Below are 23,905 nucleotides of genomic sequence, written 5' to 3'. Positions count from 1 at the left end.
GGCGCATAATGAAGTTTATGTTAATTATGGTTGTGAACGCCCAGATATCTGAGAGTCGTTCTTTTATTAATTTTTGGAGAGTTTCTGTTGCCGAGGCGTCCAGAAAACGACCAATTTCGACATTGGCTTTCCCGCGAAGCAGGATCGGTCAACAGGCGCTGCAATAACGCGCAATACATCGCCTCCCACATCGACCAGTAGCCCGAGCCTCCAAAAATGGATGATCCTAGTTTATCTTGACGCATTGGGTCATAACCCATTCTCGTGCCGACAAGATCAAGAGAGAGATCACAGTTGTTAGTTTCGATAGCCATATCTGTCGCACTCTTTGTCGCAACAGCCTATCTGCATTTGGTATCCCTGCGCTTCTGCTCGGGCCACATGGCATCCATTCCGATGTGGCCGCATACGCGCGTTCTGTCTATCGTGAGTCTGTTGTTTGTCACCCATCTGTTCCAGATCGGGCTCTTCGCAGGCGGCTTCTGGATTGCGGGGGCGTGGTTCGGGATCGGTGGCTTTGAGGGACCCGACATGGCACACCCGCTCGACTATCTATATTTCTCGGCTGTCATGTACACATCGCTCGGGATTGGCGATATCGTCCCAACTAGTCATATGAGGTTTATCGCCGGTGTCGAGGCCCTCAACGGGCTCCTGCTGATTGCCTGGTCCGCATCCTTCCTGTTTGCGACGATGAACCGCCTGTGGGACTGGGAGCCTTGTGTCGAGCCCAAAGACGAGGAGTGAGGCATCCGTTGCTAGGGGCTCAAACAATCAGCGCATCTTGAACGCAATGATGCCGAGCAATGCGGCGAAAGCTGAACTGCTCACAACGGCGAGTTTTGCCGTTGCGGCGATCGGAGTTGCATCGAATGCCGCACCGACGATGAACAAGCTCATGGTGAAACCGACGCCAGCCAGCAGTGAGACCCTAATGACGTCCCGCATCGAGGTGCCGGGCGGGAGTGTTCCGATGCCGAGGCGAAGCGCCAGAAGTGTTCCGCCGAGAATTCCCAAAGGCTTACCGACAATCAAAGCAATCGCAACGCCGATTGCGACAGACCATGCCTGTGGGTCAGCAGGAGCAAAATCCATCATGACGCCGCCGTTGAAGAATGTGAAGATTGGCACAACACAGAACAGAGCAACTGGCGAAACGCGCCGCACGGCGCGCGCTGTCGCTCTTGGCGGAAACGACGACAGCGGCAATGAAAACCCGACAATTGCCCCTGCAATGGCTCCTTCGAGACCGGTCAGTATAAGTCCTGCCCAGAGAACGCAGCCGAAGGCAAGGTAAGGCAAGAGAGATGCCCTTCGGGTTCGATTAAGCAGAAATAGACCTGCTAAGCCGCCAACCACCACCCAAAGCGGCCAAAACTGATCGAACGCTCCGTAGAACAATGCGATGACAATTACCGCGCCAAGGTCGTCGAAAATCGCTGCGGCTGTGGCAAAGGCGATGATCGCAGGGTCAACCCGGCCCGAAAACAGCGAGAGGACGCCAAGGACCAAGACGATGTCTGTCGCAATCGGGATTGCCCAGCCACGCAGGGCGACGGTATCTCCGGCATTGAGCCCGAAGTAGATCGCTGCCGGCACAATCATGCCCCCAAGCGCCGCGCTTGCCGGAAGCACGGCCGCACCGGGTTCGGACAGCGCCCCACTGGTCAGCTCGTGATTTGTGTGAAGACCGATGAGAAAGAAGAAGACCGTCAGAAGGCCCTGATTTATCCACTCGATCAGAGGGGCTTCGATTGCCCAGGTGCCCGCCCCAACCAGCAGAGGCAGGTGATGCACAATCGCATAAATGTCCGCCAGCGGCGAGTTCGCGGCCGCCATACCCAGAGCAAGACCGACGAGCATGGCGAACCCCGCGCGCCGCCCGTCGCGGACCGATTGCGTGGCAATATCCGTCAACTGTGGGCGGGCTCATCTTGCGGTGCCAGCCAGCGCGACAGGTAGGCGCGTTCGAACAGAAAGACTCCCGCGATCGTAAGGGCCGCGTAGGCGACAATCGCGGGATCGCTTTGTAGCTTCATGGCAGTGAACGCTACCAGAATGATCGCGTCAAACCCGAGTGCTGCAAGAATGATGACACCCGAGGCACCGATCTCTGCCCTGCGGTAGCGCCAGACACCCCAATGCACGGCCATATCCATCGTCAGATAGAAGAACGCACCCAGCGACGCGATGCGGCTCAGATCGAAAAACACAGCAAGGAAGGATGCTATCACCACGGTGTAAACCAGCGTATGCCGCTGGATCGGACCGGACATGCCGAAGTGACTATGCGGGATCATCTTCATATTCGTAAGCATCGCAAGCATCCGCGAGACCGCAAAGACACTCGCCAGAACCGCCGAGGCCGTCGCCACAACGGCCAGCAGGACCGTCAGCAGGAAGCCGACCTGACCCAATGCCGGTTCCGCCGCCTCGGCCAGCGAATAGTCCTTGGCGGCAATGATCTCGTCTATGGTCAGGCTGGATCCGACACCGAAGGCCACGAGCAGATAGACGACGACGCACAGCGCAATCGAAATCATGATCGCGCGCCCCACGTTGCGGTTGGGATCGGTGATCTCGGCGCCGCTGTTGGTGATCGTCGTGAACCCCTTGAACGCAAGAATGGCAAGCGCGACCGAGGCGACGAAACCCATCGGGCCGAAATCCACAGCGTCCCGCGACGCGGCAGCGAATTCAAACCCGCTCGACCACAGGGCCGCGATCCCGAAGAGAGCGATGCCCCCGATCTTGATTGCGGCCATGACCATCGAGAACAGCCCAATTGACCGGTTGCCCGCGATGTTTACGAGGAAGGCGAATAGGATTACCCCAACGGCAAGGATGGGCACAAGCGGCCCGCCCTCGATATCGAACGGACGCAAAAGATAGGTGGCAAAGGTCCTTGCGACGAGGCTTTCCGCGATCACCATGCTGAGCGCCATGAGAAGCGCCGCCCCTGCCGCAACCGCCCCCGGTCCGTAACACTTCTGGAGGATCATCCCGATACCCCCTGCCGAGGGCCAGGCGTTGGACATCTTGATATAGCTGTAGGAACTGAACCCGGTGACGATCGCGCCGATGATGAAGGCAATGGGAAAGAGCGGCCCGGCAAGTTCAGCGATCTGACCCGTCAGGGCAAAGATCCCCGCCCCGATCATCACGCCCGTGCCCATGGCAACCGCGCCGCCCAAAGTGATGGAGTTCTTCTTGTAGCCGTCGCCGCCGTGGTCGTGTTTCATATCGTGTCCCGTCATTCTTGTTTCCTAGTTCGGCTTGGGCCGAGTGTTCATGCACAAAGGCTTTATGCCTGGAAAGTGGCGACGCAGACCGCTCAGCGCCCGCTCCAGATCAAGGTGGTCAACAATGGAATTCGCCCCTGCCTGTCGCGCATCGCCGGACCGCATTGCCTCAAGTGTCACCAGTATCATCGCAGCCGTCAAATCAGCCTGATCGCCACCTTCGAACAGGTTCGCGGCAATCTCCCTACCCTCGCAATCGAACGCAACCGCCGTAATCCTTGTTCTTATTTGCCCGAATTGCGGTAGCCACTGTGTTAGTTTTGTCATTTGCAGGGAATGCTTTGACATCCAGCGTCCGAGTCTAAGCCGTTGTGCCGCTGCAAATAGGCGTGTGACAAAGGGTGGATCGACGGCCAGGTAGTGGCGAACAAAGACATCGCGTCCATTTGTTTGTATGCCCTCATCGGGAAACGCCACATCGAGTGCCAGTCTCGGCGCCTCGTTCCGCGCGAAATTAAATCTCCACGGCTTCGTGCCAGGAACTACGGACCGGCCAGTGACCGGGTCGTCATAAGGTTGTCCAAGCGTCCGAAAGAACCACTCAGCCGCTGCCTGCCCATAATGACGGCCCATGCCAAGCTCGAGGCCGATACGCAGCGTCTCTAACTGTTCGTCGCTTGCCAGATCTGCCGCCATCAATGTGCTGAGACCCGGAGCCGTCCCAACGCCCGTAACAAGACATCCGTTTGTCCCGGCCGCTGCCCGGATCAGGGCATCGACATAGCTCGGCGTCGCCGATGTATCGAGGACCGTTTCGCCTCTTGCGAGGCGTTCGGCCACCAGTTCCGGTAGCGTCGCTTCAGTAAGATTAACGACGATGGCGTCGTCGGGAAGTGACTTGGCCGCTCCGGGGCGCGCAACGTCGAGGGCAGTATAGACGACGTTCTCCAGCGTCGTTTCAACGACGCGGCTTCGCCTGGAAACCGCCCAAACCTTCCATTCCTGATGGTCGGAAAGGAGGCGAATAAGCCGCGACCCGACATCACCGGATCCTCCGAGGATCACCAGATTGCTCACTCCGTTCGCTCTCTTGGTCTCGGCGCTTTCAAATCGCAAATCCGTCTTGCATTTCCGATCTCAAACTCAATCATCGATCAATTCGCAGGCGCGCGCTCGATAATCGGAAAAAACTGACGTCGCTCCGGTTTCCCGATAGCCAGCTTGCGCCTTACAAAAACGGACCAGAACGCTTGCGTTCATTGCGCGGCAACTTCCCGGAATCGAGGTAGAAACGCCGGAACATCCTCTGCATATCTCTCCCAGGCTTCCCCAAACTGGGCAAGGCTGTCGGCCTCCTCGCTTTTCGCAAGTCGCGCATACATCCACACGAGGACCGGGAACATGGCGAGCGTGAGGATCGTCGGCCATTGCACCAGGAACCCGGCCATGATCAGGACGAAGCCCACATATTGCGGATGGCGTATCCGGGCGTAGGGCCCCGTGACTGCCAACCGTCCCTGCCGTTGGGAACTCCAGAGATGGTGCCAGGCCACTGAGATCAGCCAGAAGCCGCCGCCAATCAGCGCGAAGCTCAGGAGATGGAACGGCCCGAAATGCGGGTTCGACCGCCAGCCGAAGATCATTTCCGGCAGGTGCCCGCTGTCATGTGCGAACCAATCGATTCCGGGCCAATTGGACTGAAGCCACCCCGACAGAAAGAAGATTGTCAGGGGAAACCCATACATTTCGACGAAGAGCGCCACGATGAAGGCGCTGAAAGCTCCGAAGCTGCGCCAGTCGCGCGATGTCTGCGGCTTGAAGAAGCTGAAGGCGAAGAGGATGAAGACTGCAGAGTTGATGAATACCAGCAGCCAAAGTCCATAGGAGGGTAAGGGTTCGGTCATGACTTATCATTTCCGTCGGACCCATGCCCGCCGTGGCCACCGTGCCCGCCATGCATGAAGAAATGCATACCAACGCAGATCAGGAGCGGCAGCCAAAGGATCCAGTCGCTGGCAAAAATATGAACGCGGTGTTCATAGCCAAGCAGCAGACCGCCCAGAGCGAGCGCGACGATCAGATAGACACCGGCGCGGGATTTCCAGAAGGGCACAACAGGCACCGGCTCTTCTTCCGGTTTGCCGTGATGATCGTGTGCTTCCATTTCAAAAAAACTCCAAACAGCGTGTGCGATGTGCGTGGGCCACATTCGGAGCGGCCTTCGCAAAATGGGTATCGAAGCCGAGGACATGAGGGGAAAGCGTCGCCTCGGCTTCGCAACCTGCTTTCATCAGCATAGTGTTGAGACGTGCCTTTGCACCTCAGTCATGCCCGCAACACCCGCCGCAGCTTTTTTGCTGGCGTTTCAGGCTTTCCAGATGGCTGGACCGCCGCAACGGATTGATGATCCGTGTCTTTCGTCTCGTGTTTCGAACCACTGCAGCAACATCCCGCGTTCAAGCCTGCGGTGCTTTGCTGCACTTGGGTCACTTTGTCGTTCTTCATCGGTGCCTCCGTTTTCAAGGTTCACCGAGTAGACGCTTGGCGGCGCAAAGCATTACAACCCAAGTCACAGTTTTTTTTTCTCCCATCAGTCACTCTGAAGGAGCATCCTCCTCAGTCGTGGCTCGCCACAAAAAGTGCTGACGCTTCAATGACATCTCCAGAGATGAGTTCAGGAACGATGAATTCGTGGATACCCAGCCTTTGCATTTGTCACCCTTCTTTTCATGTGCCCTTTCAGGCCGCGATCCATGGCATCCTCAAATCCCATAGGCCCATGCTGGTAGTCGACCCATGCGGACGTCAACTGAACGCACGCCATCGACATTTTCGGCGGCGACCCGGATTGCGTTTTCAACGAAATCGCTGTCGGCAATGCCCCAGATGGCGACGTTGCCATTCTCCACAATGAGGTTGATCAGGTTGACCGATGCGCCGGGAACCTCGGCAATCGCGGCCTCGACCGATCTGCGCAGCGGCTCGTCCTCGGGCGCGGGCGACGGCAGCTTTCCTGCGGTTGACTGCGCCAGCGCTCGGACAAGGTCGGCGCGGGATACAATCCCGACCATATTGCCATCCCGTAACACCGGAACGCGTTTGATACGGCGGGTTTCGAGCGTTCTGGCAATCTCGCTAAGCAGCGTACCTTCATCAACCGTGACGAGATCGCGGGTCATAACGTCAGCAACGCGATGGCTGCGTGCCTTCACATAATCCCGCGCGTCGCCTTCGCCGGAAAACATCTCGAGCCACCACGAGCGACGCTCTGCTCCGCCGTCGCGCAGTCTTCGGATGAGGTCTCCCTCGCTGATGAGGCCTACGAGCCTGTTGTCGCTGTCGAGAACCGGAAGTGCGCTGATGTGATTTTCCAGCATCAAATTGACGGCCTGCTCAACCGTTCCGTCGTCACGTATGGAGACAACAGCGGTCTTCATGATGTCCTTAGCTTTCATGGTTCTGCGTCCTTTCTGTTTGTCGGTTGCCTTCACGCCCCAATGGTCAACATGAGATCGTCGGCGAGCGTGTAGCGCGGTATGTCGAGGTTGCGCGGGGCGGGTCCCTTCCTGATCCGTCCGGACGTGTCGTAGTGAGAGCCGTGACACGGGCAGAACCATCCGCCGAACTCCCCAAGAGCATCTCCCGACCCCTGGCCAACGGGGACACATCCAAGATGCGTGCAGATCCCGATGACGATCAGCCATTCACCGGCCTCGTCCGCTGTACGGTTCTGGTCGAGCGCAGGCTCCGTCTGGGGGTGGTTCGGGTTTTCCTTGGCGCTGTCCGTCTGGTCGACCAACGCATCAAGAGGTGTCGCCCGCGCTATATCGATGGCTTCCTGAGCCCGGCGCCAGACAAAGACAGGCTTGCCCTGCCAGTTGACGGTAATCCGTTGACCTCGTTCCATACCGGACAAGTCGACGCGTACGGTCGACAGGCTGAGGACATCGGCAGACGGGTTCATCGAGTCAATGAGGGGCCAGACGGCGGCACCTGTGGCCACAGCACCCGCTCCAGCAGTTGCGTAGTACAGAAAATCACGTCTGCTTTCCGAATTGTCTTTACCCTGCTCAGGCGCGCTCTTGTCGATGTCTGTCATGTCTCTTTCTTCCGTGGTTCGGTCTCACCCTGCATCTGACCTCTGCCGACCGGTCCTTCGATGTGCACTCCGGCATCGACATGCAGGGTCTCGCCAGTGATGGCGGCGGTGTAGTCGCTTGCGAGAAGCAGGGCGGCCAGGCCGACGTCGTCGGTATTGATATTGCGTCGAAGCGGCGCGATCTTCGCGCTGGCAGCCAGAAGATCGGTGGACCCGACCAGCCCGGACGCGGCACGCGTCGCCACCGGACCGGCGGAGATCGCATTCACGCGAATGCCTTTCGGTCCGAGTTCGTGCGCGAGATATCTGACGGTGGATTCGAGCGCGGCCTTGACCGGGCCCATCACGTTGTAGTGCTCGACCACCTTCTCGGCGCCGAGATAGCTGAGCGTGATCAGGCTGCCGCCGTGTGTCATCAACGGTTCGGCCAGGCGGGCGATGGCGATGAGCGAATGGACCGAGACGGTCATGGCCTCGGCAAAGCCCTCGGCGGAACAATCGGTCAGTCGGCCGCGCAGGTCCTCGGGCCGGGCCTTTCCTACTGCGTGCAGCACAAAATCCAGACGCCCCCAGGTATCGCGGATCGCAGCAAAAACGGCTTCGAGTTCGCCCGCACGCCCGACATCGCAGGGCAGGAAAATCGGCGCGTCGACACGCTCCGCCAACGGCGCGACATGCGGTCTGGCGCGTTCGCCGACATAGGTGATGGCCAGGTCCGCACCAGCCTGACGGAAATGCAAGGCGCCCGGCCATGCCAGGCTGCGCTCATTGGCGATACCGATCACCAATCCATTGCGACCCGTAAGTTCGAGCAATTCGCGCGGATCGCAGCAGTCTTCAAAGCTGGGCCTGGCAGACCCGCCGGACGCCTCGGAAGGGATCCCGTTGGAATGATCCTGTTTCTTCATTTCATGGGTGGTCATTTTGCTAGGTCCTGCAGAGGAAGTGGGTGGCAATCGGCCTCGGGCATCGGCGCGGCCCGCAATGTCCGGTGCAATTCCTCGCCCATACCAGTAGCGCGTGATGCGCCGCCGCTCCGCAGGAGAAGCGACGCCAGGGCGAGCGACGCGATCCGCGTCTCCTCGGTATCCGCACGTGACGTCAGGACCACCGGCGCGGCCAGTCCGAGCGCCAGGGCGGCAGCTTTGGCTCCGCCGAGATATTCGAGCGCCTTGGCCAGCATGTTGCCGCTGACAAGATCGGGGACCAGCAGGATGTCAGCCCGGCCCGCAACTTCCGAGGTGATGCCCTTTTCCGCCATGGCACGCGGCGAGACCGCGTTGTCGAATGCAAGCGGCCCGTCGACCAGGGCACCGATGATCTGCCCGCGCCGTGCCATAAGGGTCAAGCTGGCCGCGTCGAGGGTGGAGCCTATAGACGCCGTCACCGTTTCGACCGCCGACAGCACCGCCAGCCGCGGCTCGGCCACGCCGATCGCATGGAAGGCATCAATCGCATTCTGGCAGATCTGCGCTTTGGCGGCGAGATCCGGGGCGATATTGATCGCCGCGTCTGTAATACCTAACAACCGGTCATGCCCCGGCACCTCGAGAAGGAACAGGTGACTCACCCGCTTGTCAGGGACGCGCAGCCCGGTTTCGGCATCAAGAAGGACCCGCATGAAGACGTCTGTATGCAGGTTGCCCTTCATCACAACGTCGGCCTTGCCATCGCGCACCAGTCCGACCGCCAGGCGCGCCGCGTCGGCATCCCCTCCGCTGTCGTGCAGGCACGTCTCGTCGAGTTTCAAGCCTGTGGCCGCAGACAGTGGTTCGATCTCCGCCCGGGGCCCTACCAGGTGCGGTTCAGCCAGCCCTTCTTCCATTGCCCTACGCATGGTCGCCAGCACGACCTCCTGCGCGGCATCGGCGACCGCGACCCGAACGGGTCCATGCGCACGTGCACCGTCAACGAGTGCGGCAAGAGTCCGGGCTGTGTCGTGCTTTGCCATCATGATGCCTCCTTCCGCCCAGATGCGCATTCCACGCAAAGCCGCGCGACGTGATCGGCGATGACCTGTTCTTCGTCGGTCTGGCGGATCTCGACGATAACTCGCGAGCCGGCTGCGGAGATGGTCTTGTGCCCCGCCAGATTGGTCTCGTGGTCAATACCGACCCCGAGATAGCCAAGTCCGGCACAGATCAATTCGCGTACAGGCGCGGCATTGGCACCGATGCCGCCCGTGAAGACCAATCGGTCGAGACCTTCGAGCGGCGCGGTCAGCGCGACCAGATGGCGTCGAACGTGATAGCAGAAGTACCTGATCGCCTCGGCGGCGGCGGCGTCGTGGCGCTCGATAAGAACACCCATGTCGCGGCTTTCCCCCGACAAGCCCAGAAGGCCCGATCGAGTTCGCAAAAGGTTCCCGAGATCCGCCGGCGACATTGCCGCTTCCCGCAGCAGATGCAGGATCAGGCCGGGGTCGATATCGCCGGACCGGGTGCCCATGGGTACGCCCGATATTGGAGAAAACCCCATCGTCGTTTCGATTGACCGGCCACCCCGGATGGCGGCCAAAGAGGCCCCGTTGCCGAGATGCGCAACGATCAGGCGCTCTTTGTCGACGTTGACGCCATCTTGGGTCAGTGCTCCAACAATGTATTCGTAGCTTAGGCCGTGGTAGCCGTAGCGTCTGAGCTCAGGCGTCTCGATCTCGCGCGGCAAACCTGTCATCTGCGCGACCCGCGGAAGGCCATTGTGAAAGGCGGTATCAAAACAGGCGATTTGCGGCAGGTCAGGGCGCAGGGCCGCGATGGCCTCGATCCCCGCGATGTTGGCGGGCAGATGCAGGGGAGCGAGCGGAACCAGACCGCGCAGTCGCGCAAGAAGGTCAGCAGTGACTTCTTCAGGGCAATCGCAATCAGGTCCGCCATGGGCGACACGGTGACCAACGGCGACCGGCAGCGCCGCAAGGCGGTTTGAGATGACCTCGGACATCACGGCGTCGAGTGCGGTGCAATGGTCGGGAAATGCACCGTCTCGTTGCACGCCTTTTGAATTGCCGGTCACGGTCCAATTGAACCGGGCGGTATCCGTACTTATTCCCGTAACCGCCCCGCTGGCCATTCGCGCGCCGCCCTGCCTCGCTTCGAAGAGGGCGAACTTGAGGCTGGATGATCCCGCGTTAAGGACCAGGATCGCAGGCCGTTGCATCTCATGCCCGCCCGTCATCCGTCGGACGTTCCGGCGCAGGGGACTTGTTTTCAGTTTCGGCGGCATCGGAATCGTGGGGCTCGTGCCCCGCATGATCGTCCGAATTGTTTCGCCCGCCACGGCCATGTCCGCTGTGACCGCCGCCATGACCTCCGTGGCCATGACCGAAGAGGTGCATGGCCACCATCCCACCGCCGAGCAGCAGGATCAGCCAGTTATCTACAATCCATTGCATCACTCATTCCTTCGCTTGATTTACGAACCCGGCGCCCGGTGCGTAGAGCGCCTTGAAGAGCACCGCGATGGCGTGATCGCGGGCGACACGCATCGCGCCAAGACTGGCCCCGATCCGCTCTATTGCCTCGCGTTCCGCTTTCAGTTGGGGATCATCGTCCGGCAAAGGCGCGCGGTCTGGGCGGATCGAGTCGGCCATCGCCTGCACGACACCCATCCACGGGTTGTAGCGCGCCGAAAACATCAACCGGGTCCAACGCATCGGATGCATTGCGCGCAGAGCCTCCGCCGATTGCGGTGTGGTGATTGCCCTTATCCACGGGCCGAGGAACAGGTCGTAGGCCGCCTCGCCCGTCCGAGAGACTTGCGCCACATTTCTGAGTGCGTCTTCGGGGTGCACCTCGCCGATTTCAGACACTTCGCGCGGCTCGAAGCTGACCGAATAAGCAGGCTTCTCGCAGTCGGGATCGCCGGTGGGATTGTCGATCTTCATTTCGTAGAGGCCGGGCTCAAGGGTCTCGATCTCGTCGAGGCTTTCGAGGATCGCGCGGTGTTCCAGCCGCGCCACCGATGCCGAGACAAAAATTCCAAGATGCCCGACATGGGGGTTGATGAGATAGACAATCCGCTGTCCTGCGGCCTTCAGCGCATCCGTATCGGCATAAACCTTCGGGATCCAACCCAGTGCCTGCGTCGGTGGGGTGATATTGTCGCCTTCTGAGGCGAAGATCACGATCGGATTCTGGATCCGCCGCAGATCGGCGGTGCAGCCATCGCAGACTCGCATCTCGCCGGTTTCCAGCTTGTTGCCGATGAAGAGGTTCTCCGTGATTGCGAGAATTTCCTCGCGGCTCAGCGTGTAGAAACCGTTCCACCAGCGCTCGAATTCCAAGAACCGCTCGCGCTCGTCGTCGATATGCGAGAGGAGATGGGCGTATTTGTCCCAGATCGCCTTTTCCGGCTGCAGGTTCTCGAAGTTCTGCGCGAGCCACGCGCCGTCGAAGCGTCCGTCGCCAAGGTCCGCGGTCATGTGCGCAGCCCAGTTGCCCCCGGCGAGCCCGCCCATCATCCGCATCGGGTTGGTTCCGGCCTCACCGGCCCAGTAGGAGAGCGGCGAGCCATTCAGGACAATCGGGCCAGAAAGCCCCTGGCAGTCAGCTGCCAGAAGTGTGATCGCCCACCCAGCCTGGCAATTTCCGTAAAGAATGGGTGGATGGTCCGGGTGCCGTTTGGCGATTTCCTCGACGAAGCGGCGTAACGCATGGTGCACGTCGGCGAGGGTTTGCCCTTGTTCAGGTTCGGGAAAGAACACAACGAAATAGACCGGGTGGCCCTCGTGCATCGCAATGCCCACCTCGCTGTCGCGCTTGAAGCCGCCGATGCCCGGGCCGTGGCCGGCGCGCGGGTCAACGACGATGACCGGCGGCTTGGCCATGTCGACGCAATCGTCCCAACAATCGTCACCGATCTCGGTGATCCTGAGGAGAGCGTAGTTGGCGGGACGATCGAAGTGTCGCGCGTCGAGGAGGGTTTCGTATTTGAAATCCAGAAGTGGTGGCATCCCCCGCCGCTGGTGCTCTATCATGTTGTCGGCACGCTCGCGCAGTGTGTCAAGGAACAGGACCCACCGTTCAAACAGGTCCCGAGGATACGTTGTGGCGGTGGCTGTCGACTGTTCGATCTGAGCCATCTTCGGCTTCTCGGCCATAGGGCTACTTTGGTTGGCCTGAGAGACGACCGGTTCTGACGTTACCGACTTGAGCTTCCGTTTGGGGGATTTGGTCTTGGCCATCACGCGCTCCGCTCTGCAAAGAAGTTGAACAACGGGCCGAAGATCAGCGCGACGAACCAGCCGTAAAGCAGAGTTTCGGCAACGCCGAGGACGTAACCTCCGAGGCTGATGCCATCGACCCATGGCAGCAGCGGGTTCCAGAGGTTGGTCATGCTCTGCCCTGGGAAAACCAAGTCGAAGACGACGCAGATCGTGTAGGTGATCGCGAAGAAAATACCCAGGCTCCAGCCCAAGGCCTGGATCGGGATGCGCGCAGCGCGGGGTGTTTCGCTAATGCTGGTCATGTCAGAGCCTCCTATTCTCACGCAGTGCGATTACTGGCGCTTACTGAGAAAGACGCTCGAAAGTCGGGGGCATTACACGTTTTCGACAGTTTGGCTGCAGCAGTTCAATTCGCAGAGGCATCAGCTGTTAGGGTGGATTTGGGGCGATCCATATTGGTCATGGCAATGCCAACAAGCGTTACAAGAATGCCCAGACCCGTCAGAAGTCCGATGGATTCTCCAAAAAAGGCCACGCCCATGGCGAGCCCGAAGCCAGGTACGAGAAACGCAAAGGCGTTGGCGCGGCTGAGCTCAGTTGTTCGAAGAATCTCACTCCACAACCAATAAGCAAGCGAAGTCCCAAAGAGACTAATCGTAAACAGAATCAGAAGAAACTGAGGTGAGAACGTGATGGACATCGGATCTTCGTACAGAAACGCGCCAACCAGGAGTGGGATCCCACCAATCAGCATTTGGCTTCCCATTGCCATCAAGGTATCGGCACGCTCTGCAAGCGCGCGGATCAGCACATTGCTGATCGTGATGCCCACGGCGGCCAAGAGGATATACGAGGAGCCAAGCACGAAAGTGTTGCCCGCCGGCGCCTGATACTGTGGCGCTGCAATCAGCAGGATGCCGATAAATCCTAGAGCAAGCCCCGCCTTGCTGCGCCCGCCCAACCGCTCACCAAGCACCACGATCGCTAGTGCAGCCGCCATCAGCGGCTGTGCGTTGGCCAGCACCGTGGCGAGCCCGGGCAAGATGAATTCGGACGCCATGAACATACCGAGAAATCCAAGCGAGGTAGCCCCTAGGCCAATACCGAAGATCGCGAGCCATACCCGCATGCCGCGCGGCCAGGACCGGCCAAGTATCATCCCGAGAGCCACGAGCGCCGATCCGGCGAGAAACGCGCGCAATGCTGCGAAGGTCAAGTGTGGCGCATACGCAAAACCCGCGACGATGAGCGGGAAGCAGGCCGCCCAGAGAAACATGACCAGAACGATCAGCGAGGATTTTCGGAGGGTCATTCGGCGGCGACCTTGCGTGTTCTGCGTGCTTCTCGCTTCACAATATCTGCATCCACATCGCCGCTCAATTCAGGGAGATGCTGTTTCGACGCTTCAATGTAGTCCCGCGTCACCGGAACGGCATCCAACCGGTGTGCAAGCTGGATCTGGAATACAACCAGATGGTTGTAGCGGAACCCTGCTTCACAGGACGCCAGATAGAATTCCCACATCCGGCAGAAGCGTTCGTCGTAAAGCGCCGCCGCCTCTTCCCGCCGCGCCATGAAGCGGTCCCGCCAGGCTTTCAGCGTTTCGGCATAGTGAAGGCGGAGCACTTCGATATCCGCGATGACGAGCCCCGCCCGTTCAACCTCCGGGACGATTTCAGACAGCGACGGAACATAGCCGCCCGGAAAAATATACTTTGATATCCACGGGTCAGGCGCACGCGGCGGGCGAGCACTGCCGATCGTATGCACCAGCGCCACGCCGTCCTTATCGAGCAGATCCGCAAGCTTGGCGAAATACGCGCCGTAATGCCCGACACCGACATGCTCGAACATGCCGACCGACACGATCCGGTCGAAGCGGCCTGTCTGACGGCGATAGTCGCGCAGATCAAAGCGGACCCGGTCATCCAACCCGTCGCGCCGCGCCTTTTCGTTTGCATATTTCTGCTGGTCCACCGACAGCGTGACCCCGGTCACCGGCGCGTCGGACGTTTGAGCAAGATACGTCCCCAAACCACCCCAGCCTGAACCGATGTCGAGCACTTTCTGTCCCGGCAGCACGCGCAGTTTGGCCGCGATGTGGCGCATCTTGTGAACTTGCGCGTCCTCGAGACTATCTTCCGGGGTCTCGAAATAGGCGCAGGAATACTGCCGTTCAGAGTCGAGAAAGAGATCATAAAGATCGTCACCCAGATCGTAGTGGTGGGCGACATTCCGGCGCGAACGCGAAACGGGATTGTGCATCGTGACCCGTCTGAGTGTCATCCGCAGCCGGTCGCGCAAACGCCAAAGCCATGGAACGCGGGTGTTCTGGAAATTCTCCAGACAAAGGGCGATCAGGCCGTACAAGTCGCCTTTTTCGACCGACAGTCCATCCTCCATCCACGCCTCGCCCATTGCGAGGTCCGGATTCAACGCGATCCGGCGCAGTGTCGACCAATCGTGGATCGCAATCGCAATCGTTGGTGTTCCCATGCCGTAGCGTCTGGTCTCGCCATCGGGAAAACAGACTTCAAGCATGCCGGTCCGGACCAATTTTCGCAGTGCGCTATCCAGAAGCCGGAACGCAAGCGGCGCACGGCGACCCGGCTTTGAGGCGCGAATGTTGGGTTCGTATTTCATACAGTTTCCCCCACTTTGTCATTTGTCCCCGCTGAGCCGTGGTCGCCGTGACGACACCAGACACAATCGCAATCGACGTGACTGCAACTTGGGTCTTCCAACGCGGTGCGGTATCGGCGACGGGCAAGTGGCAGCGCCAGCCGCCTGAAGGCGGTCAGATCGTATGCGCGGCGGAGCACGTCCCCTGCGTCATCCTTTGCGAGTTTGCGGCATGCGATACGCATGCCAACTTCTCCGCCCAATCCAAACATCCAACGGTTGACAATGCCGGCTTTCAACGACGGTCCCAGTTCCGATTGCCAGCGGGCGGTGTAGTCAGCGCCCGTCAGAATACATTCAGCCGCCAGAACGCCAGAGCGGATCGCATGGCGTATACCGAACCCGGCAAGCGCATCCTGAAAACCCGCATGTTCGCCGATCACAAGATGTCCGCCCTGGTGTGCGCTGCGCGGCAAACGGTAAGAGCCATACCCGCCAAAGGCGCGAGCGTTACGCATTTCGAGCCCGGCATGATCACGAAAGAAGTCTTCGGAAGCCTTCACATGACGTGCGTGGTCGCGGAATCCCGTGAACATGCAACTTGCGACGGTGCCTCGCCCGTCCCGTACCAAAAGATAGGCGTAGCCACCTGGCGCGATCTCGTCCCCAAGGGCCAGCCATGCCCCGTCGCGCATGTCCGTCTCGAAAACATGCCCCGCCGCGATGACGGCGGCCTCGCGTGGCCCTGCGGCCAGGATGCCCGCATCGGCGAACGTCTTCACCCGGTCGCCGAAACGGACCTCGACACCTGCGGCGCGGGCTTGGGCCAGAAGGGCGCTGTCGAGTGTGCCTTCGCCAGGACCTCGGCGGAGCAGATAGAAGAGCGGTCGTCGCCCCTTGACGACATAGCTGCGCGCGGACGGATCGAAAACCGTGCCGCGGTTGAATGGATGATGGTCGAAATCGGCAGCTATCCCGACTGCGGCCAGTTCTTCGAGAACATCCTTTTCACTCGTCCAATTTTCGAGACCCTGGAAATCGTCGTGGAACCTGTGGCCCACCCGATCTTTCCACTCGCGCACAACGACCTTCCGACCGCCACGCGCCAGCACGATCGCGCAGGCAAGGCCAGCTGGACCGGCCCCGACGATACTTATCCTCGTAGAGTTCGCCATCGCAGTGTTCGACGATCTTCGGGCAGTTTTCCAGACGACGCCGTCAATGCCAATGTCGGCGTTTCGGGCTTTCCACCGGGATCGCGACGCGACCATCTTGAACTCTGGTACGATGACGCAGAAAGTCGACTACCCTGGCTGAGAGCAGTGCCGAGGCGAGAAAACCCGCAAAAATGAGAATCCCAAACATTTCTGTCTTCCTTTTCGATAAATACAGTATCCGCTGTACATAGGGGAAGACGCTCGCTGCGAGCGTTCATTACAGCTGAACAGGTTTTCTTGTTTTCATCAGACGTCGAGGCCAATGAGGATTGGCGATATTCTTGCCGATCAAGCGATTTTGCTGAGCCGTCTGGGACCAGAGCCTTGTCGGACGATTGGTGAAGAGACTTCGACATGAAATTGCTCAAGCCCCAAGTTTTCAGGTTCAAAACGGCACTTCAAGGTGGCTGCATGCGAGGCAGTTGGTCCGCCTCGCATGCACCTTTAGCGTTGGGGTTCCGCGCCGTCCGTTCACCCATCAAGCGAAGAAAAGACATCCGGCGCCTCGTCGCCCTCGACGAAAAGATATCCGGCAAGCCCCTTTTCGGCCCGCGAAAGCGCGTGATCCACCAGAACAAACCGCCCCGGCACTTCGCATTTGAATTCTACCATCGCCGAGCCGCCTGCTGGCACGGTCACGGTCTGGACATCCCTCAGTGGTGGCGTCTCGAGCGAGCCCTGTAGATGGACCCTGTCGAAGATCTCGCCGATGACGTGGAAGGACGAGATGTAGTTGGGTCCACCGACGCCAAAGAAGATCCGTACGGTCTCACCGACATTGGCCTTCAGCGGATAGTGTTCGGTCAGGGCACCGGTATGGCCATTGAAGATGAAGAACTCGGGGCGTTCATCCACGAGCTTGTCGTAACTTTCATTCAACAGGCCCGAGGTGCCGAAGCGTTCTTCGGTATAAAGCTCGCCCTGCATGACGTAGTATTCACGATCGACCGGCGGCAAGCCTTCTTCCGGCTCGACCAGGATCAACCCATACATGCCGTTCGAGATGTGCTGCGCCACGGGGGATACTGCGCAGTGGTAGACGTAAAGACCCGCGTTCAGCGCCTTGAACTTGAAGCTGTAGTCCTCGCCGGGCCCCGGCTGCGCCAAAGCGGCCCCACCACCAGGTCCGGTGACGGCGTGCAGGTCGATGTTGTGGGCGTACCAGTTGTCCTCGTGGTTCTTGAGGTAAACCTCGACCGTATCACCGACGCGCACCCGCGCGAACGGTCCGGGGATCTTGCCGTTAAAGGTCCAGAAGCGATAGGTGCTGTTGGCGTCCAGATGTGCCTCGATCTCGATTGTCTCGAACTCCAGCCGCACTGTTGCGGGCTCGCGGCGGGTAATCGCCGGCGGCACGTTGGCCGGATTCTGGCTGATGTCGGCCATGTCCGAATGGGTCGGATTGGCGCTGTAGAGCCGGTTTCCCGCCCCGCCACCTGGTGTTGCCGCCCGGCTTTGCGCGAGCTGCGTGGTCCCATCGCCATCCGCGCGCGCGGCGGTCGAAGCCAGAACTCCGCCAACAGCCAGTCCAGCGGAGCCAACGAGCACACTGCGACGGTCGATCCGCGCAGGGGCGCTGTCCTCAGAAATTTCGGGGCTATAGTGTTCGGTTTGCGATCTTTCGGTTGGGCGTTTCATGACTCTTCCTTTCACCTGTCAGATGCGAGAGCCGCCCGGGCCAGCCGTTCGAGATCCCTTCTGCGGGAAACCGTCCGGGCGATCTGAAGGTAAGACGCCGGCTGTGGCCGAACATTACAGAGATCTGGAATTTGCAGTCTCGCTGGAACCCGCGCGGCGCGCCAAGGACAGGATCATGCGCCGGATCAATACCCTAATTTGGCCTGGGCCCGCGGGCTGGGTGCGCAGCCGATATCGAACCGACAAGGGCACTGGCCATGCGCTTTCGAAACATGAACAAGAGCGTACGGGCATCCCGCGTGCCGAGCCCCAAAGCCTCCGCCGCGACCTCGATGCTCTGGCCTTCGGTATCAACTCTGCGGAACAACTCGCCCGAAAGCTTCCCTATATCGGCCTGCACGGTGCTTTTGCATCTGCACAAGAGGCCCGAAAACAGCTTCTCGGTTGCCCGATCCTCTTGCGTCACACCAGCCATGCGATACTCCTGAAACGGCTTCGGTCTGAAGACGCCGTTCGGAGCGCAGCATTACAAGGCGCTTTCTTCGTTTCCGCAATCGGTCTCTTCAACAGGATGCTCGCAGCCAGCCGGCGGACAGGAGCAATCGTCAAAGCCATGATGGCAACAAGGGCCGCAATGGGCCAGCAGTGCGTCACCCAGGGCGGCACGGGCGCGGTGAAGACGAACGTTCAGCGTTCCGGCTTTCAGCCCCAGGTCTGCCGCAACCATCGCGCGATCACCGTCGTCGATGTCAATTCGGCGGATCAGTTCGGCATCACTCGGACGCAGTTCAGTGACCAACCCTTTGACGCAGTTGCAGATCACGTCCATGTCTTCGACCGGGTCATCCGTGACAACAGCAGACTGAGCTTCCAGTGCGACAGCCTCCTTCAGACGCCTGGACCGTCCCGACTTGCGATAGTGATCATTCAATGCCGAACGCAACACCGCGTACAGCCAGGCGTCCATGCGGTCCGCCTCGCGCAGCTGATCCTTACGTGCCAGAACGCGGATGCAAAATTCCTGCAGCACGTCCTCAGCATCGGCTCGGTTTCCCAGCCGTTTGACTAAGAAGCCCAAAAACGCATTTCTGTTCACCGACAGGGTTGTTTCTAGGCCGCGCTGATCAGCGTCGCTGCCCTTCGGGATATGGTTTTTGGTTTCCGACATGGTTGCACGCCGCCATTGCACAGAAGTTCCGATTCCAACCCCGCAGGCGGAATCATCAAAAATGTCGCCATGTGCAGGTGCCTTGAATCTATCAATTCCAGAGCGGAACTTCAATTCCAGTGATTTTGAAATCAGCAGGCCATCGCGCCTACGAAATTTGATCGCATGGTTGGTGAAGACAAAGGCGCAGCGATTTTCACAGCCTCAGTGCTTCGAATAGCGTCGTCAGGTTGGGGATGTAATTTTAGTAATCGTTTTTCTTTTTGAGCGTCCTTGTCCTAACGTGGATGGAAAGGACTACGCACGGCTTCTTCGTGCGGCGTACCAGATCTGGCATATCTGACCAAGCGAGAAAGGATCCAAGGGGGACATGAGTGAATTGACACAATACGCCATTCTGCTCGGTCTGACGCTTGGAACGGTCGGGTTGGTCCTGAGTATCTACGCCCTCGCCCGTGCGATCGGGCGGGCCCGTGCCGAACCTGCCAAGGACGTGCCCGCAACCGCCGGAACGCTGGCCCGGGATCCGGTCTGGGTGCGATACCACGCCAAATATTACGGCTATGCTCTCCTCTTCCTGGCCTTCGATATGGAAATGGCCTTCATGTACCCGTGGGCTGTCGTCTATCGCGAGGAAGGGCTGGTCGCCCTGCTCGACATGGGCGTTTTCCTCGCGATCCTGTTTCTCGGCCTGCTCTATGGATGGAGCCAGGGCGCGCTGAGGCGGCAATGATGGATTTGTCTGGGGCACGTCAGGGTCTGTTGCGCGGTTTCCGCGGGTTGGTCGCCGGGGCCATGGCGCGGGACTTGCGCGCGTTCGTTGTTCCCGGTGAGGATGTCGCAAATGCCCTTGGTCTCGATCTGGATGCCGCAGGGCTGATCCGCGCGGTGACGCCGCGCCACGCGAACGTCTTGCTGATCGCGGGGCCCTTGCCCACTGCGCTGGCCGATGCGGCCAGCGTCGTCTGGGCCCAAATGCCACGACCCCGATGCATTCTGGCACTTGGTGAGGTCGATCTTGGCCCTCTGCCCTCTGCGGACGTGACGGCGGAGATGTCGCAGGCGGGCCTGATCTCCGGACTGGAAGATTTGCGCAAGCTGATCCGCAATGGGGCTTTTGCACCAGACATCGCGGAATTTGATGCGCCTGCCCTGTCGGAGTGGATCGAATACACCTGCCCCATGCACCCGGAAGTCATTTCGGACGAACCCGGCAAATGCCCGAAATGCGGGATGTTCCTTGTGGAACGCAGGGTTTCGGGCGCTGCGCCTCACGCCCATGAAGGCCATGAGGGCCATGAGGGCCATGAGGGCCATGAGGGCCATGAGGGCCATGAGGGCCATGAAAAATCGTCCGCGGTTTCCACGCAAGCAGAAAAGGCCCATCATCAGTCGGATGCTGTGACAAGCGCCGAGACGTCCGCCTCCTATGTTTGCCCGATGCACCCGGAAGTGACCTCCGACACGCCCGGTTCCTGTCCAAAATGCGGCATGAACCTCGTCCCGCAGGCCGAGGCCGGAGAGCACGCGCACCACGGTCATCACGCGCATCACGGCCACGGCCATCACGCCGAACCGGCCTCGGAGCCGACAGGCCCCTACACCTGCCCGATGCACCCGGAGGTCACCTCCGACGCGCCCGGCTCCTGCCCGAAATGCGGCATGGACCTCGTCCCTCAGACCGAGCCCGGGAAGCATGGGCATGGTGGACATGGCGGTCACAAGCACCACAAGGACATGCCAGCGCAAGAGGGCCAAGGAGAGCACGCCGCGCATGGCGCACACGAACAGCAGGATGCGCATGGCGCGCATCATGGCCACGCAGGCCACGGCGCGGCGCCAGACATCCCGGGGATCGAGCCACATTTCATGTCCATGGTCGAGCTGACCGAAGGCAAACCGGTCAGCCCCGACGGGTTGGTGATGGAATGGATAGACGCTCCATTCGGCCCATTCTTCCCGGGTCTGCCAGGCGGTCTGCAAATGGTACTGACCCTCGATGGAGACAGCATCGCGGGCGCCGATATTAAAGGGATGGACGCGGCAGCGCTGCCATCAGGCGTTGCTCTCGAAGACTTTGCTGCAAGTCTTGCAGACGCGGTGCCCCTGTCACCTGTGGCGATGCGCGAACTGGCCTGCCGCGCTGCCGAAGCTGCAACAGGGCAGACAGCGCCGAAAGACGTGCTGACGGCGCGCGCCGCGGCGGTTGAACGTGAAAGGATCGCAAGCCACCTCAACTGGCTTGCCGGGTTGGCCCGTCAGGTTGGCCTGTTTTCGCTGTCTCGAAAGGCCGCGGACCTGCAATGCGACGTTCGCACTGCTCAAGCAGACGGGCTGGCCGAACAGGAGGGCGCCATCAATAGCCTGCTGACCGCAGCCCGTCAGGGTTCGTTTCTGAGGTCAAAACTGTCCGGCATCGGAACGCTGAAGGGTGCTTTGGAAGGTCCCGCGGCGCGTGCGGCGGGGCACCCGTCCGATGCCAGACACGGCGACGTGGTCTACGACGAATTAGGTTTCGAACCCATCACGCAGGATCAAGGCGACGCCATGGCGCGGCTACGCCAACGCTGTGCGGAGATTGCGCAAAGCCTTGATCTGATAGCCGAGGCGGGCGCGATTGCGATGCCAGCGGTGCCGCGTGCAAAAGGCGACGGCCATGGCATGGCCGCACTGGAGACACCGCGCGGACCGGCAACGCTGTACCTGACATTGAAGGGTGGCATGGTTTCCTCGACCCATCTGACCACACCTTTCGCGGCACTCGCTGCGCATGTGCCCGACGTGATAAAGCAGATGGAACTTGCCGATGCGCTGACCGTGATCGGCTCGCTCGATCTCGATCCCTGGAGCGCGACCCAATGAGCATCGCGGTGATTATCCTCGCTCTCGCGATCGGCTGCTACGCCGTGGCCGTCCTCGAAGGCTGGGCCGTCCATGGACGCCTCAGCCTCACACGGCCGGCGACCTCGGCGCTGGCGCTGCTGGGCCGCGAACAGATCCTGCCGCGCACGTCTGACAGGCTGTTTTTCGAGGTTGGCCCGGTCCTCTTGCTGGTCGCGGGCCTGTTGTCAGTCGCCGTTATCCCGCTGGCACCGGGGCTGATCATCACCGATCTGGCCATCGGCGCGTTGTTTCTGAACGCCGCGCTGGCTTACGTGCTGGTCGCGCTTATCATGGCCGGCTGGGGGCCGAACGGGGCCTATGGGATGGTCGGCGGCTGGCGGTTTCTGGGCCAGTTCATCGCCTATGCCATGCTGATCGTCATGCCCATTACGGCGGTGGCGATGCGGGCGGAGTCGCTCTCCACCACCCAGATCGTCCTGTCGCAGGCGGCCTTGTGGAACATCGCCTACCAGCCCATCGGCTTCGTCCTGTTCGTCATCGCGGCAATGGGTGTCGCATGGCTGCCGCCCATCGACCTGCCCACAGGCGGCGGCGATCTGGCAGGCGGGGTCGAGGCTGAATATACCGGCGCGCGGTTGGCCGTCCTGCGGCTGGCACGGCTTGTGATCATCGTCGCACTGGCCGGCGCAACCGTCACTTTCTACCTCGGAGGCTGGCTTGGCCCGTGGCTGCCGGGCTGGGTTTGGACTGCGCTCAAGACGCTCGCCGTGGCAGCAGGGATGCTTGCGCTCGGATCCAGACTGCCGCGCCTGCGCGAGGCGAAGTATCTTGAACTGAGCTGGAAGCTCGGCATCACCCTGGCGCTGGCCAACATCTTCCTTGTGGGCGTCATCGCCCTCGTGGTGCCGATATGAGCCTTGCCACCGCCCTGTTTCTGGCCTTTTTCGGCGTTGCCGCGATCTGGTTCGGCGTAGTCGTCTTTCGCACGCATTCCATGGTGCGTTCGGCCATCGCGCTCCTCTTCAGTCAGACCGCCATCGGGGCGATGTTCCTTGTCATGCAGGCCGAATTTCTGGGCGTGCTCCAGATCATGATGATGGCCACCGAGATGAGCGTCATGGCGATCTTCATGGTCATGTTCATGATGGACCCCGGCGGCATGGGCAAGATGGACATGACACACCAGAAACGCCTGTCGCTCTGGGCGGGCGGGATTGGCTTGGTCGCCGCACTCGTGGTGATCTGGACCGCCGGATGGCAAGGCCCCGCGCCCGACGTGCCCGGGGCCGACGAACAGGCGCGCTTGTTGGGTCGCGAAATCCTTGGACGCTCGATGTTCATCTTTGAAAGCGCGGCGCTGATGATCCTGACCGCGATGATCGCCGCGACCATGGTCGCCATCGCCCCGCAAGAGGAGGATACCCAATGATCCCCGAGCTCATGATCGCGCTCAGCGTCGGTGCGGCGCTTTTCGGCGTTGGTCTCTATGGCGCGCTCAGCCAGACCAACCTTGTCATGATCATCATGGGGGTCGAGCTGATCCTCGCCGCGGCACTGCTCAATCTCGTGGCCTTCTGGCGCTATCTGCACCCCGATGTGACAGCGGCGAAGATGTTCGTGCTGATCGTCATGGCGGTGATGGCGGTCGAGATGGCCGTGGGCTTCGGCATCGCCATCGCCCGGTTCCGCTCGCGCGGTTCGGTCGAGATGGAAGAAGCGCGGGAGCTTAAGGGGTGATCTGGCTTGCACTGACACTCCTCGCGCCTTTCGGCGCGGGCCTTGCGGCACTTGCCCTGCGGCGCGTGCCCGAGGCGATTGCGCTGACCGGTGCGGCCTTGGGCCTTGCCGGGGCGATCGCGCTGTTCGCCGGAGTGGCGGGCGGCGCGGAGTTGACGGCTACCCTGCCCTTCCTGC

The 23,905-nt window shown here is 60.5% G+C and carries 25 protein-coding genes; 7 read left to right on the top strand and 18 right to left on the bottom strand.

Going from position 1 to position 23,905, the window contains the following annotated elements; all coding sequences use genetic code 11:
- Positions 1-381 precede the first annotated feature (381 nt).
- Positions 382-747 (top strand): potassium channel family protein, encoded by a 366-nt coding sequence (locus tag ATO11_RS20190; protein ID WP_242601483.1) that lies wholly within the window; start codon positions 382-384, stop codon positions 745-747.
- Between the two features lie 27 nt (positions 748-774).
- Here ATO11_RS20190 and nhaA read toward each other — a convergent pair whose 3' ends face one another.
- The 18 genes from nhaA to ATO11_RS21430 all read right to left on the bottom strand — a co-directional run bounded on the left by nhaA (position 775) and on the right by ATO11_RS21430 (position 19,147).
- The gene (gene nhaA, locus ATO11_RS20185; RefSeq protein ID WP_050532714.1) at positions 775-1,917 is read right to left on the bottom strand and encodes a Na+/H+ antiporter NhaA; all 1,143 of its coding nucleotides are present in this window, start codon (positions 1,915-1,917) and stop codon (positions 775-777) included.
- The gene (locus ATO11_RS20180; RefSeq protein WP_050532713.1) at positions 1,914-3,257 is read right to left on the bottom strand and encodes an APC family permease; all 1,344 of its coding nucleotides are present in this window, start codon (positions 3,255-3,257) and stop codon (positions 1,914-1,916) included. Before ATO11_RS20180 ends, nhaA begins: the two co-directional genes overlap by 4 nt.
- A gap of 9 nt (positions 3,258-3,266) precedes the next feature.
- Positions 3,267-4,319, bottom strand: a complete 1,053-nt coding sequence (locus tag ATO11_RS20175; protein ID WP_050532712.1) for an aspartate-semialdehyde dehydrogenase — start codon at positions 4,317-4,319, stop codon at positions 3,267-3,269.
- 179 nt (positions 4,320-4,498) lie between these two features.
- Positions 4,499-5,146: a methyltransferase family protein gene (locus tag ATO11_RS20170; RefSeq protein ID WP_050532711.1), complete on the bottom strand. Its 648-nt coding sequence runs from the start codon at positions 5,144-5,146 to the stop codon at positions 4,499-4,501.
- Positions 5,143-5,451 carry a DUF2933 domain-containing protein gene (locus ATO11_RS20165; protein ID WP_242601482.1) on the bottom strand — a complete coding sequence of 103 codons (309 nt, stop codon included), beginning with the start codon at positions 5,449-5,451 and terminating at the stop codon, positions 5,143-5,145. Before ATO11_RS20165 ends, ATO11_RS20170 begins: the two co-directional genes overlap by 4 nt.
- A gap of 116 nt (positions 5,452-5,567) precedes the next feature.
- Positions 5,568-5,747 carry a hypothetical protein gene (locus tag ATO11_RS21910; protein WP_134643183.1) on the bottom strand — a complete coding sequence of 60 codons (180 nt, stop codon included), beginning with the start codon at positions 5,745-5,747 and terminating at the stop codon, positions 5,568-5,570.
- A gap of 257 nt (positions 5,748-6,004) precedes the next feature.
- Positions 6,005-6,697 carry a CBS domain-containing protein gene (locus ATO11_RS20160; protein WP_050532719.1) on the bottom strand — a complete coding sequence of 231 codons (693 nt, stop codon included), beginning with the start codon at positions 6,695-6,697 and terminating at the stop codon, positions 6,005-6,007.
- Positions 6,698-6,729: 32 nt separating this feature from the next.
- On the bottom strand, positions 6,730-7,341 hold the full coding sequence (gene petA / locus ATO11_RS20155; RefSeq protein WP_050532709.1) for a ubiquinol-cytochrome c reductase iron-sulfur subunit: 612 nt from the start codon (positions 7,339-7,341) through the stop codon (positions 6,730-6,732).
- Positions 7,338-8,264: an enoyl-ACP reductase FabI gene (gene fabI, locus ATO11_RS20150; RefSeq protein ID WP_242601481.1), complete on the bottom strand. Its 927-nt coding sequence runs from the start codon at positions 8,262-8,264 to the stop codon at positions 7,338-7,340. The genes petA and fabI overlap by 4 nt, the downstream gene beginning before the upstream one ends.
- A complete protein-coding gene (locus ATO11_RS20145) occupies positions 8,261-9,292 on the bottom strand; it encodes a bifunctional enoyl-CoA hydratase/phosphate acetyltransferase (RefSeq protein ID WP_050532717.1) in 1,032 nt (343 codons plus the stop codon). Before ATO11_RS20145 ends, fabI begins: the two co-directional genes overlap by 4 nt.
- Positions 9,292-10,656 (bottom strand): acetate/propionate family kinase, encoded by a 1,365-nt coding sequence (locus ATO11_RS20140; RefSeq protein WP_207383001.1) that lies wholly within the window; start codon positions 10,654-10,656, stop codon positions 9,292-9,294. Before ATO11_RS20140 ends, ATO11_RS20145 begins: the two co-directional genes overlap by 1 nt.
- 76 nt (positions 10,657-10,732) lie before the next feature.
- The gene (locus tag ATO11_RS20135; protein WP_082176516.1) at positions 10,733-12,520 is read right to left on the bottom strand and encodes a DUF3141 domain-containing protein; all 1,788 of its coding nucleotides are present in this window, start codon (positions 12,518-12,520) and stop codon (positions 10,733-10,735) included.
- Entirely contained in the window at positions 12,520-12,804 is a 285-nt protein-coding gene (locus ATO11_RS20130) for a DUF5676 family membrane protein (protein ID WP_050532708.1), read from the bottom strand. Before ATO11_RS20130 ends, ATO11_RS20135 begins: the two co-directional genes overlap by 1 nt.
- 104 nt (positions 12,805-12,908) lie before the next feature.
- Entirely contained in the window at positions 12,909-13,814 is a 906-nt protein-coding gene (locus ATO11_RS20125) for a DMT family transporter (RefSeq protein ID WP_050532707.1), read from the bottom strand.
- The gene (locus ATO11_RS20120; RefSeq protein WP_082176511.1) at positions 13,811-15,145 is read right to left on the bottom strand and encodes an SAM-dependent methyltransferase; all 1,335 of its coding nucleotides are present in this window, start codon (positions 15,143-15,145) and stop codon (positions 13,811-13,813) included. The genes ATO11_RS20125 and ATO11_RS20120 overlap by 4 nt, the downstream gene beginning before the upstream one ends.
- Entirely contained in the window at positions 15,142-16,299 is a 1,158-nt protein-coding gene (locus ATO11_RS20115) for an NAD(P)/FAD-dependent oxidoreductase (RefSeq protein WP_050532705.1), read from the bottom strand. Before ATO11_RS20115 ends, ATO11_RS20120 begins: the two co-directional genes overlap by 4 nt.
- A gap of 513 nt (positions 16,300-16,812) precedes the next feature.
- Positions 16,813-17,979, bottom strand: a complete 1,167-nt coding sequence (nirK, locus tag ATO11_RS20110) for a copper-containing nitrite reductase (RefSeq protein WP_082176509.1) — start codon at positions 17,977-17,979, stop codon at positions 16,813-16,815.
- 526 nt (positions 17,980-18,505) lie between these two features.
- The gene (locus ATO11_RS21430) at positions 18,506-19,147 is read right to left on the bottom strand and encodes an RNA polymerase sigma factor (protein WP_082176507.1); all 642 of its coding nucleotides are present in this window, start codon (positions 19,145-19,147) and stop codon (positions 18,506-18,508) included.
- Between the two features lie 370 nt (positions 19,148-19,517).
- On the opposite strand from ATO11_RS21430, the gene ATO11_RS20095 reads away from it, so the two are divergent.
- The 6 genes from ATO11_RS20095 to ATO11_RS20065 all read left to right on the top strand — a co-directional run.
- Positions 19,518-19,880, top strand: coding sequence for an NADH-quinone oxidoreductase subunit A (locus ATO11_RS20095; RefSeq protein ID WP_050532701.1), 363 nt, complete (start codon positions 19,518-19,520; stop codon positions 19,878-19,880).
- Positions 19,877-22,009, top strand: a complete 2,133-nt coding sequence (locus ATO11_RS22595) for a heavy metal-binding domain-containing protein (RefSeq protein ID WP_207383000.1) — start codon at positions 19,877-19,879, stop codon at positions 22,007-22,009. The genes ATO11_RS20095 and ATO11_RS22595 overlap by 4 nt, the downstream gene beginning before the upstream one ends.
- On the top strand, positions 22,006-22,905 hold the full coding sequence (locus ATO11_RS20080) for a complex I subunit 1/NuoH family protein (RefSeq protein WP_050532698.1): 900 nt from the start codon (positions 22,006-22,008) through the stop codon (positions 22,903-22,905). Before ATO11_RS22595 ends, ATO11_RS20080 begins: the two co-directional genes overlap by 4 nt.
- Positions 22,902-23,420 carry an NADH-quinone oxidoreductase subunit J family protein gene (locus ATO11_RS20075; RefSeq protein WP_050532697.1) on the top strand — a complete coding sequence of 173 codons (519 nt, stop codon included), beginning with the start codon at positions 22,902-22,904 and terminating at the stop codon, positions 23,418-23,420. The genes ATO11_RS20080 and ATO11_RS20075 overlap by 4 nt, the downstream gene beginning before the upstream one ends.
- Complete coding sequence (nuoK, locus tag ATO11_RS20070) at positions 23,417-23,728, top strand: NADH-quinone oxidoreductase subunit NuoK (protein ID WP_050532696.1); 312 nt, start codon at positions 23,417-23,419, stop codon at positions 23,726-23,728. Before ATO11_RS20075 ends, nuoK begins: the two co-directional genes overlap by 4 nt.
- Positions 23,725-23,905 (top strand): hypothetical protein (locus ATO11_RS20065; RefSeq protein WP_207382999.1); only part of this gene is annotated, 181 nt, incomplete at its 3' end. The genes nuoK and ATO11_RS20065, both read left to right, overlap by 4 nt.

Origin of the sequence: Pseudaestuariivita atlantica (assembly GCF_001205715.1) — a bacterium.
In the GTDB taxonomy this organism is placed as follows: Bacteria; Pseudomonadota; Alphaproteobacteria; order Rhodobacterales; family Rhodobacteraceae; genus Pseudaestuariivita; species Pseudaestuariivita atlantica.
Note: the sequence above shows the minus strand (reverse complement) of the source record. Positions and strands in the feature narration are given on the sequence as shown.